We start from the raw sequence: 17,748 nt of genomic DNA on the forward strand, positions 1-17,748 counted from the left end.
TATTGCACCTCATAATTTTGCTTAAAATAAAACCATGAAAAAGTTCATCCTGCTTGCAGGTGTAACTCTGCTTAGCGGCTGTATGTTTGGCACGTCCAGCGAAATTAAAAAAGCTGAAAAACTACTCTCACATTTTCAGTGCAATAATATTGAAAGTTCACATATGACTCATAGCTCGATTACAACTTTCCATGAAGAAAAACTAGCATCAAGCAAACAAAAAGTCGTGTCTTATATCGATAGCTATAAGCAAGGCGAAAAGTTATTTCGTATCCCGCTCATTGATGTAGTTGATCAGCAATACATAATTTATAAGGCGGCATGTCAAAATCTGGGCGGTATCCATCCCGACTTTAATGATTAAAATCAATATAAAAATCTAAACAGAAGAATCTAAACAGAAGAATCTAAACAGAAGAATCTAAATAGAAGAATCTAAACATAAAAAAGGACAGCCGATGCTGTCCTTTTTTTTGGATTGTTGGATTAGTGATAGCGTGTATCGACACTGAATTTTTCAGGAAATTTGGCATGAATTTGCGCGTAAAAATCCATGATTTCAGCCATATCTTTTTCATAATCGCCTGTAGGATAAACAATTTTACCCACACCCGTTTTTTTCTGCGCATAGTCCATATAGGCTAAAGCAATCGGCACACTTGCTTGCATGGCAACATGATAAAAACCAGTTTTCCACTTCTCTTGTTTGGCGCGTGTCCCTTCAGGCGTTACCAACATGACTAATTTCGGATGATGCTTAAATAAGTCAGCCATGAGCTCAACCATACTTTGACGTGCTTCACCATCTTGTTTTGGACGACGATTAATACCAATTCCGCCCATAGCACGTACAAAAGGCCCAAACGGGAATTTCATATAACTGTCTTTAATCGTGATACGAACATTTACCCCTAAAGCTTTCAGGGCAAGGCGTGCATAAAGTGCATCCCAATTACTGGTATGTGGCGCTGCAATCATGACACATTGGTCGATATTTAAATCCCAATGGTTATCAATTTGCCACCCCATTAAGTTCAGACTTTTTTCCGCTGTTTTTTCAAACACAATTTGCACCGACAGTTTTTTCTATGCCGCAGAGTTTAACAACGCAAAATAATTATAAAAGCCTATATCGTTCAGTTATTCACCAATTAATATATAAATGTCCTTTAGCGTTCACTTTTAGGTAAATCACCAATATTTCACTATTTACGAATTTTAAAAATCAAATGTCTGTTTTGATGTATTAACCAAACACACAATTGTTAACAGGAATAGGCTATTTTTCTTGAGCAATAAAAGTCACGCTTAGCATTATATTGGGTACATACGGTGTATAAATCTCATGAAAAAACTAATGCTCGCTCTCTGTATGGTCAGTGCAACCTTAACGGCATGTTCAAAAACCAGCAATGAATCTGAAACTGCGACACCCCCAGATAATAATGTCATTGCCAATACAGACGCAGCCTCAGAAAGTCCGATTGCCACAGGTGATAACACCGAAAATGCACTTGATTGGGCAGGTGAATATAAAGGGATTCTGCCCTGTCATGATTGCAAAGGGATTGAAACTGAGCTTGAACTCAAACTCGATAAAAGCTATGAGCTTAGCCAAGAGTTTTTAGGTAAGCCTGCAAACACTGAAAATAAAGTAAAAGGCCGTTTTAAGTTTTTGCCAGATCAACCTGGGATGATTCAACTTGATGCCCAAGGTGACAATCGAATTTATTTTGTAGGTGAAAACTTTATTGAGCTTCGTGGTGATAAAGGTGAAAAATTGGAAATGCCTGAATTAAATTTACAGCTCACTAAAAAGCTTGATTAGCGTTTTATTTAACATTTGTAGTCATATATTAATCATAAAAAATCCCCGCAAAAGCGGGGATTTTTTGTTTAATCCAAATGTATCAACGGGTTAATTATTTTCCGCCAAATACATAAGAAAGACCTACACGACCACCAACTTCGCTACCACCTGCAACACCGATTGCAGCGCTAAGTGAAGTACGGCCATCAGCAAATACGCTTGCAACACCTAGAGCACCTGCAGATTCACCTTCGTAGTGACCAACACCACCAAATACTGCAAATTGACCTGCACCAATGTTAGGAATTTGTTGTTGAGCAGCTAAAGCAATTGCAACACCACGGTAAGCTGTTTTCTCTACGTCATCAATACGGCTGTTCAATTGGTCAACACGTGAATTTAAGTTAGCAGCAGTTGTGTTGAATTGAGTTAAGCGAGAATCAACTTCAACAATTTTAGAATCTACTTCTGCTACTTTAGCATCGATAGCTTCTGTAGCGCCAGCTACAGCACCATCAACAGACTCTTTAATGTTATCAACGATACTTACACCATTGATTTGATAGTCTTTTGCGTTAATAGTACCAGTAGTTGTGATACCACCAGCAGTAATTGTCGTTTTCTCAGTAGTAGTTTTTCCATCAGCAGTTACAGTTTTGCTAACTTCTGTACCATACTTGTTAGATTGGTCTTCATTCGTACCAATTACACCAGTTGAAACTTGTTGTTTAGTTTCGCTAGTTGTTGTACCAGTGAAAGTTTTATTAATATCAGTAGTTGCTGCACCTGGAGTTGTAATACCCGCTTTTACTTGGTCTTGTTGTACAACTGAAACTGATTCACTATAAGTAACATTTTTGTTAGTTACAGTATTGTGAACTTTAGATACATCAAATGTACCTGCGTTATATTCTGCAGTACCAGTTTTAATATGAGTACCTAATACTGGAGTTGTACCATTCCATTCTACTAAATCATTACCGTTACCAGTAATTTCATAGTATTTAGAAGCAAGCTCACGACCTTCATCGTTGTTGTAAACTTCAAGAATACGTTTACCGTTTTCTAATTCGTATTCACGTGTTTTTTGAACACCTTGAGCTGTTGATTTCACAAGTACTGCGCTAGCAACGCTACCATCAGTTTGTAAAGTACCTTTGTTAGACAAATCAGCTAAAGCAATACCGTTACCAGTCATCATTACAACATTGTTATTGTCACGAGCACTTACACCGTAAATGTTTTTAGACGGATCAATAGCACCACTCGCCAAAAGGTTACCAGTATTTGCGATAATACCTTGTTGTACGTAACGAATGTCACCTGAAGCAGTTTGCTTTTGGCCTAAGTCACCTTTTAAGTGTTCGTTAGTACCTGTGCCATCTGGAGCAACTACTTCACCTTGGATGTTACCTGCATTTACTTCGCTACCACCTTGGTAACCATAAACAATACGCTCACCATTAACTTGGCGGTTTTCAAAACCAGTTACATTTGTAGAGCCAGTTTGACCTTTAATCTGACCACCTTTTGTCAAAGTATTTACATCAATTTTTGAAGTACCATTGTATTCAGATAAGTTACCCGCTGCGTCAGCAACATAGTAACCTGGCACTTTTGAACCATCTTTTGTGTTCTCAAAACGGAAAACCGTTGTGCCATCTTCAGTTTTATACTTAAACACGTCATATTTAACATCTTGACCTGCTTGAGTTGTTCCTTCAACGTCACGAATACCCAAATCTATAATTTTGTTATCAGTATCCACACTAATAACTGGTAACCAATCACGATCAGTATCAAGAACAAGTGAGTTTGTAGCACTACGACCATTCACAGGAGCATCAACTGAACCTAAAATGTTCGTACCATTGCCATTATAGATTTGATTTAAGTTAAATAAGTTTTCAGTAACTGAAACAGGTTTAGCTTCTTGAGATGCATTAGCTGATACCGCTGCTACTGCAAGGCTAGCTGCTAAAAGTGTCTTTTGAAATTTCATGTAAATTTCCTTCAATTTTTATAAAAAAACTGGTAGACCCTAGGATGATGTTTACCAGCGAAACTGTTACGAATGCGTACTTATCGTCTGGAGAATCCGCAATTCATAGCCAACCGCCCCTGCGGTGTTGTGGCAATAATATACAAAATAAAACATTAATATCAATCAAAATTTGATTTATTTTTAAGTAAAAAGTATTTTAATTCTTTTTTATACAAAAAAAATACTATAATTTATTGTTTTTTTGATATTTTTTTATAACACCACAAATATTAAAGAATTATATTTCCTTTAACTTTTACCTTTCAATCAATCAATATTTGATTGCTCGTAAACACGTATCGTTTATCCTCCTTACAAAAAATTACTCTTATTTATCAATAATTAGACGAAAAATGATTGTTATTCATTTGGCTATTTCCTACAATCAACAATTAAAATTTACCGAACTCTTATCAACATTCTGTTACACTTAAGAGTCCTTAATTATTGTAAGCAGAATCAATGAAATATGAGTAATCTACAAGAAAAGTTAGCTTTTAGTGAACGCTTGAAACAGGCACTAATAGATTCAAATCACCCTATTAGCCCAACTTATTTATCAAAAGAGTTTAATCATAGATATGATGGCACTCCTGTTTCAGTCCAATCGGCAAATAATTGGTTATTAGGTAAAGCGATTCCAAATCAAGATAAACTGGCTATTCTTTCTATTTGGCTCAATGTCACTAGCCAATGGTTACGCTTTGGCGACAACACATTAGGATCATCCAATCTTGAGTCAAATGATCAATCAGAACTTGATTATTTTTTAAAATTTCGGACATTGAATGCGAGTCAAAAACAAATCATCAAAGATTTAATTGACCAATTCATTCAGAGATAGAACTATCCTTATTCAACAATTTTAAATATTTTTTATTTTCAACTTCGTAAAAATTAATTCTCTCTTCATAGTCACGTATTGTCTTATAAAGCATCTGTAACTCTTTTTTACTCACGAGAATTTTTTCACAATTGGGATCGAATACTTTTGAATGTTTATTCATACATTTTATTCGCTTACCGTCTTGATTTATCATTGCTATTCTTATAAAGAACATATTGATAAAATCATAAATTAAAATTTTAAATATTCCAATATATAAATCATACAAATCAATAACAATTTCTTATTCTCAATATAAAAAATAAAAATGATCATATGTTTTACATTAATTTGCCTCATGTTATTCAGATTAACATAAAATTACAACATACGTCACAAAAAAAAACCCTGCAAAATGCAGGGTTTAATTTTATTTACAGTAATTAGCTTACATCATACCGCCCATGCCACCCATACCGCCCATATCAGGCATAGCAGGTTTGTCTTCTGGGATTTCAGTAATCATACATTCAGTTGTAAGCATTAAGCCCGCAACAGATGCAGCATGCTCAAGCGCAGAACGTGTTACTTTCGCTGGGTCAAGAATACCCATTTCTAACATATCGCCATACTCTGAAGTTGCAGCGTTATAACCGAAGTTACCTTCACCGTTTTTCACAGCATTGATTACAACTGATGGCTCATCACCAGAGTTCGCAACGATTTGACGAAGCGGTGCTTCAATTGCACGACGTAAAATGTTGATACCAACATTTTGGTCATCATTAGCACCAGACACACCTTCAAGTGCTTTTGCAGCACGTACAAGTGCAACACCACCACCTGCTACAACACCTTCTTCAACTGCAGCACGAGTTGCATGAAGTGCATCGTCAACGCGATCTTTCTTCTCTTTCATTTCAACTTCAGTTGCAGCGCCGATTTTGATTACAGCAACACCGCCTGCCAATTTAGCAACGCGTTCTTGAAGTTTTTCTTTGTCGTATTCTGAAGTTGATTCTTCAATTTGCGCACGAATTTGAGTTACCCGTTCAGCAATTTGCTCTGCAACACCTGCACCATCAACAATTACTGTGTTTTCTTTAGAAACAGTAACTTTATGCGCTGTACCTAAATCTTGAAGAGACGCTTGTTCAAGTGACATGCCTACTTCTTCAGAAATTACAGTCGCGCCAGTTAAAATCGCGATATCTTGAAGCATGGCTTTACGACGATCACCAAAACCAGGTGCTTTAACAGCACAAACTTTGATAATGCCACGCATGTTGTTTACAACAAGAGTTGCAAGTGCTTCACCTTCAACATCTTCAGCAATGATAAGAAGCGGTTTACCTGTTTTAGCAACAGCTTCAAGTACAGCAATTAATTCGCGGATGTTGCTGATTTTTTTATCAACAAGAAGAATGTATGGGTTTTCAAGTTCAGCTGTTAGTGTATCTTGCTTGTTTGCAAAGTACGGGCTGATGTAACCACGGTCAAACTGCATACCCTCTACAACATCTAGAGAATCTTCAAAGCCTGAACCCTCTTCAACTGTAATTACACCCTCTTTACCAACTTTTTCCATTGCTTGAGCAATAAGTTTACCAACAGTGGTGTCAGAGTTCGCAGAAATAGAACCAACTTGTTCAATCGCTTTAGAGTCAGATGCAGGTTTTGCAGTCGCTTTAATTTCAGCAACTACAGCTTTAACCGCGATATCGATACCGCGTTTAAGATCCATTGGGTTCATACCCGCAGTTACTGATTTAATCCCTTCATTAAGGATTGCTTGTGCAAGAACAGTTGCAGTTGTTGTACCGTCACCCGCGATGTCGTTGGTTTTTGAAGACACTTCACGAACTAGCTGAGCGCCCATGTTTTCAAACTTGTCTTTTAACGTGATTTCTTTAGCAACAGAAACACCATCTTTAGTGATGTGCGGCGCACCGAAAGAACGGTCGATGACAACGTTACGGCCTTTAGGACCTAAAGTCACTTTTACAGCATCTGCAAGTACATTTACACCCGCGATCATTTTTGAACGCGCTGAATCACCAAATTTTACGTCTTTAGCTGACATGTCTAACTCCGAATCTTTTTAAATTTTTTAACAATTTATGATGAATAAAAGGGTCTAAATGCGTGTACGAAACTTAAGCTTCAAGTACCGCTAAGATGTCAGACTCTTTCATAATAAGAAGCTCTTCGCCTGCTACTTTTACTTTTGTACCGGCATAAGTGCCAAACAATACGTTGTCACCAACTTTAACGTCTAATGCACGTACGCCATTGTCAGTTACTTTGCCATTACCTACAGCGATTACTTCGCCTTGAGCAGGTTGTTCAGCTGCTGAAGTACTTAAAATAAGACCACCAGCAGTTTTAGTTTCCTTTTCAACACGGCGAATCACAACGTTGTCATGCAAAGGACGAATATTGCTCATAGTTAACTCCAGACTAAGTCTATTTACTAGATAAAAGACGATGACATTTTGATTTCCATAAGCCATCGACAAAAAATAATTTAGATGACACTTTTGTGGGGATGGAAAAAAACCCTTCAAGGGCAAAATTTAATTTTTTTCATTTTTTTGTATTTTTTTTCTTCAAAATTTAAATTTAAAGGATTAAAGCTCATCCAAAATATGAGTACTAAGATTTTCTTCGAATATTTTTAACTTTGAATGATAAAAATAATGCTGCACATTCATCTGCTCATCAATGACATTAAAACTGTTGGCAAGGTTATCGTGTAGGCGATATGACATTGCAGTTCCAGCATGAATATCCCAAACTGGATGCGCAGCACCTAAAGCATAAATCTGATTGAGGTCATAGCTGGCTGGAACATGTAAATGCCCATGCAATAAACCATTTAAACCGTGTTGACTCCACTGTTCGAGTGCCAAACGCCCTTGAACAGGACAATCTTTCACACCATGCGGGTCATTGGGCGGCGTATAAAAAGGTTGATGCGCTATGATTAATTTCACTTTATTGGGCGGCGCATGTTTAAGTAATTCCTCGACATGATGTATTTGCTCCAGCGATACATGCCCTCGCGTATGGTAACGACGGCGAATACTATTGATCCCAATTAAATAAAAATGCTCGGTTTCCAGTACATTTTCCATGGCACCAAAAAAAAATTGATAACGTGCAAAAGGGCTAAAAACACGGTTCCATAAATGATATAGCGGAATATCATGATTCCCCGGCACAACGATATAAGGCAGCTTTAAGCTTTCTAAAAATTGCTTACATGCATAAAACTGACGATAACGCGCACGTTGGGTCAAGTCTCCACTGGCAACCACGGCCTCGATACGCTGTTCACGACAAAATTGCTGAATAGCGCGCATACACTCTGGCTTTTCAGTGCCGAAATGCAGATCAGACAGATGCAGTATCATGTGGCACCCGTATCTTTAAGGCTTGTTTTTGCACTCGAATTTTAAGCGGCGGTTTCATTTCTACAATCTCACCATCCACAGCAACGGTCATTTTTTTTCGTTGGGTATGTATGGTGACTTCATCAGCGGCAAAACTATACACATCTGGTGCATTGTCGATATTGCCACGGATCAATTGCCATAAAATTTTAAATAACGTTTTCTTATCACTTTTTGCGACCACCACACCTGCAACTTTACCTGCCTCTGCATCTTTAGCGATTTGCAAGTTTAAATCGGCCAATTGCAATTGATTATTGCCAAAAAAGATCAAGGGCGTTTTGACTGGATAAATATGATGATCCACTTCGATTTCCAATTTCAGCTCTTTACGATCTCGAATCAGCACATCCAAACCTGAGGTATAAGCATGCAATGGGAAACGCCCAAACTTTTGATTATAAAATTCTCTTTTTTGTATAAATAAAGGATACAAGCCCAAACTGGCATTGTTTAAATAGATATGTTCATTGATTTGCGCCACGTGCACCTGTCGATTATTGCCTGTCGCAATCACCTGTGCCGCTTGAATTAAATCGAGAGGAATATTGAGTACCCGCGCCACATAGTTAAATGTGCCCAAAGGTAAGACCCCCATAGGAATATCGGTATGCATCAACTGATGAGCAACAGCATTTAAGGTTCCATCACCACCTGCAGCAACCACAACACCCAAATTATCAGGGTCTTTATGGCGTGCAAATACCTTGCTCATTAAAGTATCAAAACTCGCTTCCTGCCCAAGCTCAAATGACTGTATTTCGAAATTATGATCGGATAATATCCGCACAAGTTCCTCATAGACTTCATCTTTGTTTGCAGCATGAAATCCTGATTTTTTATTATAGATAATAGATAAAGGCTTGGCTTGTTTAATCACTTTTTATACATCTTGGCCGCTTAGTATTGTATTTTGTCGAATTTAACAGCAAATAATAGCGCCTTTATGTAAAAATCGAATTACCACCATTTATTTAATCAATAATAATTCTCAAATATCAATTACATGCAACTTTTTGTTTTTATTAAAAATAACTACATAAAATATTGTCCATCACGTTAATAAATAAAGTTAAAATTCACCATATAATATGTTAAGTTATTGTATTTTATCTATATTTAATATAAATAGCATTAACTACCAAAAAAAATCTACCACTTCTTTAGTCTTATTTTTTTTATGAATTTATGCTTTAATACAGCCACTTTTTTTTCATCTTTTATCTGCATGATGTATCCCATGATGCAGATTATACTTTGTACGGTTAGTACATTTTTGAGATAGGCCTCACCATGACCCAAGTGAACGCACCAGAATTCGTTCGTCACCCTAAGCTCATTGCTTGGGTGGAAGAAATTGCCAAATTAACCAAACCAGCAAAAATCGAATGGTGTGACGGTAGCGCAGAAGAATATCAACGTTATATCGACTTGATGATCGCTAACGGCACTATGCAAGAACTTAACCAAGAAAAACATCCTGGTTCTTACCTTGCTAATTCTGATCCTTCTGACGTTGCTCGTGTTGAAGGTCGTACTTACATCTGTTCTGAAAAACAAGAAGATGCAGGCGCAACAAACAACTGGGAAGCTCCAGCTGAAATGCGTGCTCGTCTGAATGGTTTATTTGACGGTTCAATGAAAGGCCGTACTTTGTACGTAGTTCCTTTCTCTATGGGTCCTTTAGGTTCTCATATTGCTCACATCGGTATCGAACTTACTGATTCTCCTTACGTTGCTGTAAGCATGTCTAAAATGGCTCGTATGGGTAAAGCTGTTTATGACGTACTTGGTACTGACGGTGACTTCATTCCTTGCGTACACACTGTTGGTGCTCCGCTTGAAGAAGGTCAAAAAGACGTTGCTTGGCCTTGCAACCCTGAAAAATACATCGTGCATTACCCAGAAACTCGTGAAATCTGGTCTTACGGTTCTGGTTACGGCGGTAACGCATTGTTGGGTAAAAAATGCCTAGCTTTACGTATTGCTTCTTCTATGGGTCGTCAACAAGGTTGGTTAGCTGAACACATGCTCATCCTTGGCGTGACTAACCCACAAGGCGAAAAACACTACATCGCAGCTGCATTCCCTTCTGCTTGTGGTAAAACAAACTTCGCGATGTTGATTCCACCAGCGGGTTACGAAGGTTGGAAAATTGAAACTGTAGGTGACGATATTGCTTGGATCAAACCAGGTGAAGACGGCCGTCTATACGCAATCAACCCTGAAGCTGGTTTCTTCGGTGTAGCGCCTGGTACAAATACCAAGACTAACCCGAACTGTATGGCAACTCTTCACAAAGACGTGATCTATACAAACGTTGCTGTAACTGACAACGGTGAAGTATGGTGGGAAGGTCTTTCTAAAGAAGCACCTGCTAACCTGACTAACTGGAAAGGTCAGCCACACGTTGCTGGTGAAAAAGCTGCGCATCCAAATGCTCGTTTCACAGTTTCAGCTGGTCAATGTCCTTCTATTGATGCTGACTGGGAAAATCCAGCAGGTGTTCCAATTTCTGCGTTCATCTTCGGTGGTCGTCGTGCAGATACAGTGCCTCTAATTTCAGAAGCATTTGACTGGGTTGACGGTGTTTACAAAGCTGCAACTATGGGCTCTGAAACAACTGCTGCTGCTGTTGGTCAACAAGGTATCGTTCGTCGTGACCCATTCGCAATGCTTCCATTTGCGGGTTACAACATGGCTGACTACTTCTCTCACTGGTTAGAGCTTGGTGAACAAGTTGCTGCTAAAGCTGAAGCTGCTGGCAACAAACTTCCTGGTATCTACAACGTGAACTGGTTCCGTCGTGATGCTGAAGGCAACTTCGTATGGCCTGGTTTCGGTCAAAACATGCGTGTTCTTGAGTGGATCATTGACCGTTGTGAAGGTCGTGCAACTGCTGTTGAAACTCCAATTGGCCGCGTACCGACTTACGAACAATTGAACTGGACTGGTTCAGACTTCACTAAAGAACAATTTGATCTTGTAACTTCACAAGACAAAGAACAGTGGATCAAAGAACTTGAAAGCCACACTGAATTGTTCAACAAACTTGGTGATCGTCTACCTAAAGCACTTAAAGCACGTCAAGACGAGCTTTTAGAAGCTGTGAAAAAATCTGCTTAATCCGCCTTTAATTTCCCTCTTTTAAAAGAGGGATTAAGGAAGATTTAAAAGACCGCCTTGTGCGGTCTTTTTTATATCCACTAAGCCACATCTTGAGCTTTTTGTTTTATGCGAATTGCCATTAAATATTCATCCAAAACATCAACTTCAGCTGCGCTGAATTGCAAATATAACTTTGTCCGTCTTTGCAAAATATCTTCAGAACTTTTCACCCATTCCTGCTCAACTAAATAATCCACTTCTTGAGCATACAAGCCATGTCCAAAGTTTTGCCCCAATTCATCAATCGAAGTTAAATGATTCAGCAAAATCCAGACACGGGTTCCATAAGCATGCGCCCAACGACTGGCCAGGCTGCTCGAAACACCTCGCACTTTTTGTTGGATTTCAACTACCAACTGCTCTACCGATTCTAAATTTTCCGCACCGGGCAATGTTGCATCAGCAGTCCAAGGTTTGGATCGATGATGAAAAACCGTTTTAAGCTGATCTAGCGCCGCTTCTGCAAGTTTTCGGTAAGTGGTGAGTTTGCCACCAAAGATTGAAAGTAATGCAGCCCCTTCTACATCGGTCAGTGCCAAGGTGTAATCTCGCGTGACTGCGGCTGGATTATCTGACTCATCATCACACAGCGGACGCACACCTGAATAAGTTGAAATAATGTCCGTTTGCGTCAATTGAGTTTTAAAGTGATCATTTGACACATCAAGCAAGTAATCGATTTCTTCTTGGCTTATCTTTACTCGATTTGGGTCTGCTTGATATTCACGATCTGTCGTGCCGATCAGGGTATATTGTTCTAAATAAGGAATCGCAAAGACAATGCGATGATCATCATTTTGCATAATAAAAGCTTTATCACCCTCAAAGAGCCTTGGCACAATAATATGGCTACCTTGTATTAAGCGTATACCATAAGGTGACTCTTGCTTTAAACACTGTTTTATAAAGTCAGCAACCCAAGGACCTGCCGCATTCACCAATACTTTAGCCTGCACATTTTGCAAACCGTTGGCATTTTTTAAACACACTTGCCAAATGCCAGCTTTACTGTATGCATTTAAACATTCTGTTCGAGTCAGAACCTGTGCACCATATTCCCGTGCTTGTATCGCATTGAGTACAACCAAGCGTGCATCATCCACAGCGCAGTCGGAATATTCAAACCCTCGAGTAAATCTGGGTGCTAAAGGACTAACTTCCACATCAAATTCAATTCCATTGGAGCCTGCAAGCTGTTCTCGCTTACCCAAATAATCATAAAAGAATAATCCAGTACGAATTAGCCAAGCCGGACGTAAGTGCGGTTCATGTGGCATGATAAAACGCATCGGTCGAATAATATGAGGGGCTTTTTTAAGCAGAACTTCGCGTTCTGCCAGTGCTTCACGTACCAAACGAAATTCTTTATGTTCTAAATAGCGAAGACCACCATGAATTAATTTGCTACTTGCAGATGAAGTATGGCTCGCGAGATCGTCTTTTTCGCAAAGCAAAACACTTAAACCACGCCCCGCTGCATCACAAGCAATACCAACACCATTGATTCCACCACCAATGACCACCATGTCATATATTGATTGTTGTTGTGTATTCATCGCTCCCTCCCACTATATCTTTTTATTCAACAATGCTTCGTTTTCTTTGCTTTATTATTTTTCTCATTGATCATCATTTTTTGATCAAGACACCTATTTTGGTCACGATATCCTTACACTGAGTTTTTGTATCCTTTATTAAATGAGAAGTTATATTTTAAATGTACGTTTAAAAGCCTGCTGGCTCAAGTATGAAATCAATCATTTTAAGGCCCAAGCCATTATTCAAAGCAAAATTCATGACAAGTTGTTAATTTGTACACTTTTTAAACAAAACCTCTTTTTTAGTTTACATTTCATGCTTTTCGATACGCATAAGATATTTTCACACAATAAAAAAAGATGGATTTTCAAATGACGGAAAAAATTGTTACTCAATCAAATTTAGATACAAAGACCCGAGTAAAATCCATTCTCAGTGGTTCAGCCGGTAATCTTGTTGAATGGTACGATTGGTATGTCTATGCAGCATTCACCCTCTATTTCGCCCATGCTTTTTTCCCTCAAGGTAGCCAGACTGCACAGCTTCTCCAAGCTGCGGCCATCTTTGCAGTCGGTTTCCTCATGCGACCCATTGGTGCATGGATTATGGGGATCTATTCAGACAAAAAAGGTCGAAAGTCAGGTTTAACCCTCTCCGTCACACTCATGTGTATCGGCTCATTGATGATTGCCATTTCTCCAACGCATGACCAAATTGGTATTTTAGCGCCGATTATTCTTGTGGTAGCTCGACTGATTCAAGGCTTAAGTGTCGGCGGTGAATATGGCGCCAGTGCTACCTACCTCAGTGAAATGGCTGACCGCGACCGTCGTGGTTTTTTTCAAGCTTTCAATATGTGACACTGATTGCAGGTCAGTTGACTGCACTGTGCGTACTACTTATTTTGCAATGGTTGCTGACAGAAGAACAATTGCATGATTGGGGCTGGCGTATTCCGTTCTTTATTGGTGCGTGCTTAGCGGTAGTGGTTTTCCGTATTCGACGTGGCCTGCTAGAAACCCAGTCCTTCAAAAATGCACAAGAGCAAAAGGACCAGCCTGAATCAGGCTTATTTTCTCTATTTAAGCATTATCCGAAAGAAGCATTCACGGTGTTATTTTTAACAGCTGGGGGTACATTGGCTTTTTATACCTACACCACCTATTTGCAAAAATATCTGGTCAATACCTCTGGCTTTAGTAAACCTGAGGCCACGCAAATCACCACCTTAGCGCTGTTTATTTTTATATGCCTACAACCACTAGCAGGTGGTCTATCCGATTAAATTGGTCGTAAGCCTTTAATGATCGCTTTTGGGATCTTAGGAGTGCTGTTCACCTATGTTCTATTCAGCGCCTTAGGACAAACTCAAGATTATTGGACTGCATTTTGGCTCTGTCTCGCAGGTCTAGTGATTGTCACGGGATACACCTCGATCAATGCGGTTGTAAAAGCAGAAATGTTCCCTGCGCATATTCGCGCATTGGGTGTTGCACTGCCTTATGCTCTTGCAAATACCATCTTTGGTGGTACGGCAGAATTCTTCGCGCTGAGTTTTAAAGAAGCTGGTCACGAGTCATGGTTCTTTATCTATGTGACCATCATGATTTTTATTTCGTTATTGGTCTACGTCTTTATGAAAGACTCCAAACACCATTCCAAAATTCAGGAGCATTGATCAGGGTTATTTGAAGATGAGTTATTAATCAATCTGATCAAAAACAGCATGTTTTCCCCATCAAAGCCTCAGTCTATGAGGCTTTGTTTTTTTCATTTAGTCGTGAAAAATGTATCTGGTCAAAAATATCGCATTTTATAGACTAAAGTCGCATGATTTTCTGCGACAACAGGAGTATAAATTAAATAAATATAGTTCCATCTCCCATTTCGACAAAATATATTGATTTAAACTTTTCCCAAAGAGTTTAAATGGATATGTTTTGCATTCATTCCTTGGAGAATGATGTGTCAAACTCATCTGAGCCAGTTGTTCCTGAACAATTGGATAGAAAAACTCGTGTCAAATCTATCCTCGGCGGATCTGCCGGCAACCTCGTTGAATGGTACGACTGGTATGTCTACGCTGCCTTTACCCTTTACTTTGCACCGCAATTTTTCCCTGATGGTGACAATACTGTAAAACTCTTACAAGCGGCTGCAGTCTTTGCACTCGGTTTCTTAATGCGTCCAATCGGCGCATGGGTCATGGGTATTTATGCTGACCGTAAAGGTCGTAAAGCAGGTTTAACACTGTCTGTATCGTTGATGTGTGTCGGCTCACTGATGATCGCATGTGCACCAACCTATGATTCTGTAGGCATGCTCGCACCCGCTATTCTACTTTTAGCGCGTTTACTCCAAGGCTTAAGTGTTGGTGGTGAATATGGTTCTAGTGCGACCTATTTGACTGAAATGGCAGGTAAAAACCATCGTGGTTTCTTCTCAAGTTTCCAATATGTCACACTGATTTCAGGTCAGCTATTGGCACTTTGCGTTTTAATTATCTTGCAACGCAATTTCTCAGAACAAGCTTTAACTGAATGGGGCTGGCGTGTTCCGTTCTTCATCGGTGCGTTGCTCGCTATAGTGGTGTTCTGGATTCGTCGCGGTTTAGTTGAAACTCAATCCTCTAAAGAAGCTCAAGAACAAGCTAAAAATGGTGGTCCAAAATCAGGTGCTTTAGCGTTATTTACCAAATACCCTAAACAAGCCTTCACTGTGATCATGTTGACTGCCGGTGGTACTTTAGCGTTCAACACCTTTACCACTTATTTACAAAAGTATTTGGTCAACACATCTGGCTTTGAAAAAACCACAGCTACTGAAATTACCACTGCTGCAATTTTCATCTTCATGCTTTTACAACCTGCTATCGGTGCGCTTTCAGACAAAATTGGTCGTAAGCCAATTATGATCGCCTTTGGTGTGCTTGGTGTGCTGTTTACCATTCCAATTTTCAACGGTATCGGTTCTACGACTAGCCCAACCACAGCATTTATGCTTTGCATGAGTGGTATGGTGATTGTCACTGGTTATACTGCGATTAATGCTGTAGTAAAAGCTGAGTTGTTCCCTGCACACATCCGTGCCCTAGGTGTTGCATTGCCTTATGCCATCGCGAACACACTCTTTGGTGGTACCGCAGAACTTGTAGCTTTGAGCTTCAAAAATGCAGGCCATGAAAACTACTTCTTCTACTACATTACATTCATGATTGGTTTATCTTTAATTACCTATGTCTTCATGAAAGATACTAAAAAACATAGCATGATCACTGACGATTAATTCGCTCAGCCCTGCTATTCCACTTAAGCTCATCAAAGCCTATTTTGATGAGCTTTTTTTATCTCCATTTCCATCTATTCATCGTTTCGGCAGTATCAAAGATTTAATCAAACTTCTTTTGCTTTCTTGGTTTTCGCCATCGAGTCGACAGACGGACTATGGCATACTGATCATACAAATACACACGGCGAATGAATGATGAAAAATATTTACAAAGTTTTAAGTTTGGGTATTGTCGCAATGTCGATGGCTGCTTGCCAAAGCACTCCACGTGCTTTTAATGGTCAAACGGGCTTTCAAATAGAGTCCAAATCTGCAGATAGCGCAACACTTGCATATACTTTAGCGGGTCGCCAAAACCAACAACTGGATGCCAATAAATTACAACGTGCTTGCCAAAAAGTATTAAATACGCAAAAGACCTATAAATTACAAATCTTAAGCGTGAACGAAATTGCAAATCCTGCTTTGGAAAATACCCAGTACGGCCGTCAAATTGGTAATACACGTGCGAACTTCGGTCTGTCAAATACCCCAGACCTTCGTAACTCTGAAAACTTAGGCGCACGCGATGCACTCGATGCTCGCCCTGCCACCTTACGTGTGGTTCGTTATACTTGTTCTTAATCAAATTTGCTGTTCAAAAGACAAAAAAAAGACGCTTTGAGCGTCTTTTTTTATGGGTTCAATATTTATAGGGTTTTATAAAAACTCACATTTCGAAACTCAGGTGATTCATCCAAATCAGGCCATGTCGTCGCGCTTCGTTCATCGAGTTTTTCATATTTAGGATGACTAAAGTTTTTCACACGACTGTCTGCCACCCACACTTCTGGAGCAAACTTTAAAAATTCATCCAAAAAGAAACGGTTGCATTGGTCATATAGCACATCGGCAGCCAATAAAATATCGACTTGTTCGGCTTTATACAGATCATCCAAATATTCAAGTTCGACATTATTCAACTCTGCATTGGCACGGCAGGCATCTAGGCTCACTTGGTCGATGTCACAGCAGATCACGCGTTTCGCCCCTGCCATTTTTGCTGCAATCGCCACCACGCCTGAACCTGCACCAAAGTCCAACACCACTTTATCTTTGACATGATGCGGCTCAGCCAATAGCCACTGCGCCATAGCAAGCCCTGAAGCCCAGCAGAAAATCCAATACGGCGTATCATTCCATATACGACGAATGACTTCATCATCCAATTTATCGGTTGGAAATACCGGTGGAATCAACCATAGAGAAATAGGTGTTTCAGGCAACTGTTGAGCATGCAATTCACAATGCGGAATGACTTCATGCAGTGCTTTCAGTAAATGTTCAGGGGCTTTGGGAAATTGGAAAGTACAGCTCATATTAAGCCTTGGAGATGATTTTATTTGAATTTATAAACGTATCAGATACGCGACATCGTCATCTGCTGCTGTGCGAGACAGACCTTAATCGAATGAACACTGTTTCTGCGACACCATTAATCAAAAAGCTGATTATGTCGAGTTCAGCAGATGACAAATGGTTTTGGTTACTTTTGCCGAAACAAAAGTAACATACGAGCTTCTTACATTTATAAGTCACAACGGTAAGACTCCGTTGTGACTTTAAGATCTTTTTATTA

At 39.4% G+C, this 17,748-nt stretch carries 14 protein-coding genes and 1 pseudogene; 7 read left to right on the forward strand and 8 right to left on the reverse strand.

The genetic code is table 11. The features are described from left to right. Window positions 1–34 precede the first annotated feature (34 nt). Window positions 35–364, forward strand: coding sequence for a hypothetical protein (locus FTU05_RS01790; RefSeq protein ID WP_180024138.1), 330 nt, complete (start codon window positions 35–37; stop codon window positions 362–364). A 122-nt stretch (window positions 365–486) separates the two neighbouring features. Here the strand turns inward: FTU05_RS01790 and FTU05_RS01795 are convergent, their stop codons facing one another. Continuing rightward, on the reverse strand, window positions 487–1,065 hold the full coding sequence (locus tag FTU05_RS01795; protein WP_180164062.1) for a 1-acyl-sn-glycerol-3-phosphate acyltransferase: 579 nt from the start codon (window positions 1,063–1,065) through the stop codon (window positions 487–489). A 280-nt stretch (window positions 1,066–1,345) separates the two neighbouring features. Between FTU05_RS01795 and FTU05_RS01800 the strand changes: the two genes are divergently transcribed. Continuing rightward, on the forward strand, window positions 1,346–1,828 hold the full coding sequence (locus FTU05_RS01800; RefSeq protein ID WP_180121722.1) for a copper resistance protein NlpE: 483 nt from the start codon (window positions 1,346–1,348) through the stop codon (window positions 1,826–1,828). 94 nt (window positions 1,829–1,922) lie between these two features. On the opposite strand, the gene FTU05_RS17820 is transcribed toward FTU05_RS01800, so the two are convergent. Continuing rightward, a complete protein-coding gene (locus FTU05_RS17820; RefSeq protein WP_257230073.1) occupies window positions 1,923–3,812 on the reverse strand; it encodes a YadA C-terminal domain-containing protein in 1,890 nt (629 codons plus the stop codon). Window positions 3,813–4,323: 511 nt separating this feature from the next. On the opposite strand from FTU05_RS17820, the gene FTU05_RS01810 reads away from it, so the two are divergent. Beyond that, complete coding sequence (locus FTU05_RS01810; protein WP_111885656.1) at window positions 4,324–4,698, forward strand: hypothetical protein; 375 nt, start codon at window positions 4,324–4,326, stop codon at window positions 4,696–4,698. Between the two features lie 430 nt (window positions 4,699–5,128). On the opposite strand, the gene groL is transcribed toward FTU05_RS01810, so the two are convergent. The 4 genes from groL to FTU05_RS01830 all read right to left on the reverse strand — a co-directional run bounded on the left by groL (window position 5,129) and on the right by FTU05_RS01830 (window position 9,015). Then, on the reverse strand, window positions 5,129–6,763 hold the full coding sequence (gene groL / locus FTU05_RS01815) for a chaperonin GroEL (RefSeq protein ID WP_180111635.1): 1,635 nt from the start codon (window positions 6,761–6,763) through the stop codon (window positions 5,129–5,131). A gap of 73 nt (window positions 6,764–6,836) precedes the next feature. Continuing rightward, entirely contained in the window at window positions 6,837–7,127 is a 291-nt protein-coding gene (groES, locus tag FTU05_RS01820; RefSeq protein WP_078192966.1) for a co-chaperone GroES, read from the reverse strand. A gap of 183 nt (window positions 7,128–7,310) precedes the next feature. After that, window positions 7,311–8,096, reverse strand: a complete 786-nt coding sequence (locus FTU05_RS01825; protein WP_180055802.1) for a metallophosphoesterase — start codon at window positions 8,094–8,096, stop codon at window positions 7,311–7,313. Next, a complete protein-coding gene (locus FTU05_RS01830) occupies window positions 8,077–9,015 on the reverse strand; it encodes a diacylglycerol kinase family protein (protein ID WP_078192968.1) in 939 nt (312 codons plus the stop codon). The genes FTU05_RS01825 and FTU05_RS01830 overlap by 20 nt, the downstream gene beginning before the upstream one ends. A gap of 413 nt (window positions 9,016–9,428) precedes the next feature. Here FTU05_RS01830 and FTU05_RS01835 point away from each other — a divergent pair, with 413 nt between their 5' ends. Beyond that, window positions 9,429–11,261 carry a phosphoenolpyruvate carboxykinase (GTP) gene (locus FTU05_RS01835; RefSeq protein ID WP_078189879.1) on the forward strand — a complete coding sequence of 611 codons (1,833 nt, stop codon included), beginning with the start codon at window positions 9,429–9,431 and terminating at the stop codon, window positions 11,259–11,261. Window positions 11,262–11,341: 80 nt separating this feature from the next. On the opposite strand, the gene glpD is transcribed toward FTU05_RS01835, so the two are convergent. Continuing rightward, window positions 11,342–12,859, reverse strand: coding sequence for a glycerol-3-phosphate dehydrogenase (gene glpD, locus FTU05_RS01840; protein ID WP_180164063.1), 1,518 nt, complete (start codon window positions 12,857–12,859; stop codon window positions 11,342–11,344). Window positions 12,860–13,201: 342 nt separating this feature from the next. On the opposite strand from glpD, the pseudogene FTU05_RS01845 reads away from it, so the two are divergent. The 3 genes and pseudogenes from FTU05_RS01845 to FTU05_RS01855 all read left to right on the forward strand — a co-directional run bounded on the left by FTU05_RS01845 (window position 13,202) and on the right by FTU05_RS01855 (window position 16,754). Further along, window positions 13,202–14,520, forward strand: a pseudogene (locus FTU05_RS01845) (MFS transporter). A gap of 287 nt (window positions 14,521–14,807) precedes the next feature. Further along, complete coding sequence (locus FTU05_RS01850) at window positions 14,808–16,127, forward strand: MFS transporter (protein WP_180041673.1); 1,320 nt, start codon at window positions 14,808–14,810, stop codon at window positions 16,125–16,127. A gap of 198 nt (window positions 16,128–16,325) precedes the next feature. Then, the gene (locus FTU05_RS01855) at window positions 16,326–16,754 is read left to right on the forward strand and encodes a hypothetical protein (RefSeq protein WP_078193296.1); all 429 of its coding nucleotides are present in this window, start codon (window positions 16,326–16,328) and stop codon (window positions 16,752–16,754) included. Window positions 16,755–16,819: 65 nt separating this feature from the next. Here FTU05_RS01855 and FTU05_RS01860 read toward each other — a convergent pair whose 3' ends face one another. Then, complete coding sequence (locus tag FTU05_RS01860) at window positions 16,820–17,488, reverse strand: methyltransferase (protein ID WP_078189884.1); 669 nt, start codon at window positions 17,486–17,488, stop codon at window positions 16,820–16,822. Window positions 17,489–17,748: the final 260 nt, after the last annotated feature.

The organism is Acinetobacter sp. YH12049, assembly GCF_013419875.1.
GTDB classification, from domain to species: domain Bacteria; phylum Pseudomonadota; class Gammaproteobacteria; order Pseudomonadales; family Moraxellaceae; genus Acinetobacter; species Acinetobacter amyesii.